Genomic DNA, 5,327 nt, shown 5'->3' with positions numbered 1-5,327 from the left:
ATGTGATAAGATATAACAGTTCTCGAAAGAGAGCATGAGTCTGAGAGAGCGGACGAAAAAAACTTTTAAAAAAGTTTAAAAAAGTAGTTGACAGTTTATCTTAGATTTGATAGAATATAGGAGTTGTCTCTTAGGAGACAACGCATGACCCTTGAGAACTGAACAAGACGAACCAAGTTGGGATTAGATGAGATGTTTAATCCCGTCAATAAACGGAAAAAGTCAGTAATGACTGAGACAAATCAACTTTTATATATATGAGAGTTTGATCCTGGCTCAGGACGAACGCTGGCGGCGTGCCTAATACATGCAAGTGGAACGCAGTCAAATCACCGGAGCTTGCTCCATCGAGTTGACTGAGTCGCGAACGGGTGAGTAACGCGTAGGTAACCTGCCTGATAGCGGGGGATAACTATTGGAAACGATAGCTAATACCGCATAACAACTATTCTCGCATGAGAAAAGTTTGAAAGGAGCAACTGCTTCACTATCAGATGGACCTGCGTTGTATTAGCTAGTAGGTAGGGTAACGGCCTACCTAGGCATCGATACATAGCCGACCTGAGAGGGTGATCGGCCACACTGGGACTGAGACACGGCCCAGACTCCTACGGGAGGCAGCAGTAGGGAATCTTCGGCAATGGGGGCAACCCTGACCGAGCAACGCCGCGTGAGTGAAGAAGGTTTTCGGATCGTAAAGCTCTGTTGTAAGAGAAGAACGTTAGTGGGAGTGGAAAATCCATTAAGTGACGGTATCTTACCAGAAAGGGACGGCTAACTACGTGCCAGCAGCCGCGGTAATACGTAGGTCCCGAGCGTTGTCCGGATTTATTGGGCGTAAAGCGAGCGCAGGTGGTTAGATAAGTCTGAAGTAAAAGGCAGTGGCTCAACCATTGTATGCTTTGGAAACTGTTTAACTTGAGTGCAGAAGGGGAGAGTGGAATTCCATGTGTAGCGGTGAAATGCGTAGATATATGGAGGAACACCGGTGGCGAAAGCGGCTCTCTGGTCTGTAACTGACACTGAGGCTCGAAAGCGTGGGTAGCGAACAGGATTAGATACCCTGGTAGTCCACGCCGTAAACGATGAGTGCTAGATGTTAGGCCCTATCCGGGGCTTAGTATCGAAGCTAACGCGATAAGCACTCCGCCTGGGGAGTACGGCCGCAAGGCTGAAACTCAAAGGAATTGACGGGGGCCCGCACAAGCGGTGGAGCATGTGGTTTAATTCGAAGCAACGCGAAGAACCTTACCAGGTCTTGACATCCCTCTGACCGTCCTAGAGATAGGATTTTCCTTCGGGACAGAGGAGACAGGTGGTGCATGGTTGTCGTCAGCTCGTGTCGTGAGATGTTGGGTTAAGTCCCGCAACGAGCGCAACCCCTATTGTTAGTTGCCATCATTCAGTTGGGCACTCTAGCGAGACTGCCGGTAACAAACCGGAGGAAGGTGGGGATGACGTCAAATCATCATGCCCCTTATGACCTGGGCTACACACGTGCTACAATGGTCGGTACAACGAGTCGCAAGTCGGTGACGACAAGCAAATCTCTTAAAGCCGATCTCAGTTCGGATTGTAGGCTGCAACTCGCCTACATGAAGTCGGAATCGCTAGTAATCGCGGATCAGCACGCCGCGGTGAATACGTTCCCGGGCCTTGTACACACCGCCCGTCACACCACGAGAGTTTGTAACACCCGAAGTCGGTGAGGTAACCGTTTGGAGCCAGCCGCCTAAGGTGGGATAGATGATTGGGGTGAAGTCGTAACAAGGTAGCCGTATCGGAAGGTGCGGCTGGATCACCTCCTTTCTAAGGAAAAGGATACTTGCGTTTGTCTTGTTTAGTTCTGAAGGGTTGTAAACTCATACAACGTATGTGGGGTCTTAGCTCAGCTAAGCGAAACCTTCAGGTTGAAGCTTTGTCGAAGCGTTAGCGCACGACAGGGACCAGCGGATACCACTCGATATCATATTGAAAAGAATTAAATAACGTTAATAGTACATACTATATGTACGGGGCCTTAGCTCAGCTGGGAGAGCGCCTGCTTTGCACGCAGGAGGTCAGCGGTTCGATCCCGCTAGGCTCCATAGGATAGGGAACTATCCTAGGGACCATTGACAATTGAATATCTATATCAAATTCCATTTATTAAAAAAGATAAATGAAATAGTAACAAGAAATAAACCGAAACGCTGTAGAGAACAAATTTAATTTTAAAGGTTAAGTTAATAAGGGCGCACGGTGGATGCCTTGGCACTAGGAGCCGAAGAAGGACGTGACTAACAACGAAATGCTTTGGGGAGCTGTAAGTAAGCGCTGATCCAGAGATGTCCGAATGGGGGAACCCACTAACTTGATGGTTAGTATCCAGTTCTGTTAAGGAGCTTGGAGGGAAGACGCAGTGAACTGAAACATCTAAGTAGCTGCAGGAAGAGAAAGCAAAAGCGATTGCCTTAGTAGCGGCGAGCGAACGGGCAGGAGGGCAAACCAGAGAGTTTACTCTCTGGGGTTGTAGGACTGCGTTGTGGACTTAAAGAGTATAGAAGAATGACATGGGAAGGTCAGCCAAAGAGAGTGAGAGCCTCGTATTTGAAATAGTCTTTATACCTAGCAGTATCCTGAGTACGGCGAGACACGCGAAATCTCGTCGGAATCTGGGAGGACCATCTCCCAACCCTAAATACTCCCTAGTGACCGATAGTGAACCAGTACCGTGAGGGAAAGGTGAAAAGCACCCCGGAAGGGGAGTGAAATAGAACCTGAAACCGTGTGCCTACAACAAGTTCGAGCCCGTTAATGGGTGAGAGCGTGCCTTTTGTAGAATGAACCGGCGAGTTACGTTATGATGCGAGGTTAAGTGGTAGAAGCGGAGCCGTAGGGAAACCGAGTCTTAATAGGGCGCATTAGTATCATGACGTAGACCCGAAACCATGTGACCTACCCATGAGCAGGTTGAAGGTGCGGTAAGACGCACTGGAGGACCGAACCAGGGCACGTTGAAAAGTGCTTGGATGACTTGTGGGTAGCGGAGAAATTCCAAACGAACTTGGAGATAGCTGGTTCTCTCCGAAATAGCTTTAGGGCTAGCGTCGACATTGAGATTCTTGGAGGTAGAGCACTGTTTGGATGAGGGGGCCATCTCGGTTTACTGATTTCAGATAAACTCCGAATGCCAAGTAATTATGGTCGGCAGTCAGACTGCGAGTGCTAAGATCCGTAGTCGAAAGGGAAACAGCCCAGACCACCAGCTAAGGTCCCAAAATATGTGTTAAGTGGAAAAGGATGTGGGGTTGCACAGACAACTAGGATGTTAGCTTAGAAGCAGCTATTCATTCAAAGAGTGCGTAATAGCTCACTAGTCGAGTGACCCTGCGCCGAAAATGTACCGGGGCTAAAACACATTACCGAAGCTGTGGATACTACAATAGTAGTATGGTAGGAGAGCGTTCTATATGCGGCGAAGGCATACCGTGAGGAGTGCTGGAGCGTATAGAAGTGAGAATGCCGGTATGAGTAGCGAAAGATGGGTGAGAATCCCATCCACCGTAAGACTAAGGTTTCCAGGGGAAGGCTCGTCCGCCCTGGGTTAGTCGGGACCTAAGGAGAGACGTAAACGTGTATCCGATGGCCAACAGGTTGATATTCCTGTACTAGAGTATGAAGTGATGGAGGGACGCAGTAGGCTAACTAAAGCAGGCGACTGGAAGTGCCTGTCTAAGCAGTGAGGCTTGGTATGAGTTAAATGTTTGTACCTATAAGGTTGAGCTGTGATGGGGAGCGAAGTTTAGTAGCGAAGTTAGTGACGTCACACTGCCAAGAAAAGCTTCTAGCGATGTATCATACTCTACCCGTACCGCAAACCGACACAGGTAGTCGAGGCGAGTAGCCTCAGGTGAGCGAGAGAACTCTCGTTAAGGAACTCGGCAAAATGGCCCCGTAACTTCGGGAGAAGGGGCGCTCAGCTAGACTGAGCCGCAGTGAATAGGCCCAAGCAACTGTTTATCAAAAACACAGCTCTCTGCGAAATCGTAAGATGAAGTATAGGGGGTGACGCCTGCCCGGTGCTGGAAGGTTAAGAGGAGGGTTTAGCGTAAGCGAAGATCTGAATTGAAGCCCCAGTAAACGGCGGCCGTAACTATAACGGTCCTAAGGTAGCGAAATTCCTTGTCGGGTAAGTTCCGACCCGCACGAAAGGCGTAATGATTTGGGCACTGTCTCAACGAGAGACTCGGTGAAATTTTAGTACCTGTGAAGATGCAGGTTACCCGCGACAGGACGGAAAGACCCCATGGAGCTTTACTGCAGTTTGATATTGAGTATCTGTACCACATGTACAGGATAGGTAGGAGCCTATGAGATCGGGACGCCAGTTTCGATGGAGGCGCTGTTGGGATACTACCCTTGTGTTATGGCTACTCTAACCCGGATAGGTTAACCCTATCGGAGACAGTGTCTGACGGGCAGTTTGACTGGGGCGGTCGCCTCCTAAAAGGTAACGGAGGCGCCCAAAGGTTCCCTCAGATTGGTTGGAAATCAATCGTAGAGTGTAAAGGTATAAGGGAGCTTGACTGCGAGAGCTACAACTCGAGCAGGGACGAAAGTCGGGCTTAGTGATCCGGTGGTTCCGTATGGAAGGGCCATCGCTCAACGGATAAAAGCTACCCTGGGGATAACAGGCTTATCTCCCCCAAGAGTTCACATCGACGGGGAGGTTTGGCACCTCGATGTCGGCTCGTCGCATCCTGGGGCTGTAGTCGGTCCCAAGGGTTGGGCTGTTCGCCCATTAAAGCGGCACGCGAGCTGGGTTCAGAACGTCGTGAGACAGTTCGGTCCCTATCCGTCGCGGGCGTAGGAAATTTGAGAGGCTCTGCTCCTAGTACGAGAGGACCAGAGTGGACATACCGCTGGTGTACCAGTTGTCCTGCCAAGGGCATCGCTGGGTAGCTATGTATGGACGGGATAAACGCTGAAAGCATCTAAGTGTGAAACCCACCTCAAGATGAGATTTCCCATGATTATAGTATCAGTAAGGACCCTTAGAGAAGATGAGGTAGATAGGTTGGGAGTGGAAGTGCTGCGAGGCATGAAGCGGACCAATACTAATCGTCCGAGGACTTATCCGAAGTCTAATTAGATATTGACAAGCGTGGTTTAGTTTGTTACAATGAGTAGGTATTCAATTGTGAGTGGTTTATTTTAATCATTCGAGAGTTAAGTGACGATAGCCTAGGAGATACACCTGTACCCATGCCGAACACAGTAGTTAAGCCCTAGAACGCCTGAAGTAGTTGGGGGTTGCCCCCTGTGAGATATGGTAGTTGCTTAGC

1 tRNA gene and 3 rRNA genes are annotated in these 5,327 nt (G+C 49.4%); all 4 read left to right on the top strand.

Annotated features, from left to right (window positions below):
* The first annotated feature begins 253 nt into the window (after positions 1-253).
* Positions 254-1,809: ribosomal RNA gene (locus tag ACERC8_RS09765) — 16S ribosomal RNA — on the top strand.
* Positions 1,810-2,014: 205 nt separating this feature from the next.
* Positions 2,015-2,087, top strand: a tRNA-Ala gene (locus ACERC8_RS09760).
* Between the two features lie 131 nt (positions 2,088-2,218).
* Positions 2,219-5,123 (top strand): 23S ribosomal RNA (locus ACERC8_RS09755).
* Between the two features lie 88 nt (positions 5,124-5,211).
* A 5S ribosomal RNA gene (gene rrf, locus ACERC8_RS09750) occupies positions 5,212-5,327 on the top strand.
* Together the 16S, 23S and 5S rRNA genes with 1 tRNA gene alongside form the textbook arrangement of a ribosomal RNA operon.

Origin of the sequence: Streptococcus sp. E29BA, from assembly GCF_041807805.1 — a bacterium.
In the GTDB taxonomy this organism is placed as follows: domain Bacteria; phylum Bacillota; class Bacilli; order Lactobacillales; family Streptococcaceae; genus Streptococcus; species Streptococcus entericus.
The sequence above is the reverse complement of the archived record's forward strand: the minus strand, read 5'-3'. Positions and strand labels throughout refer to the sequence as shown.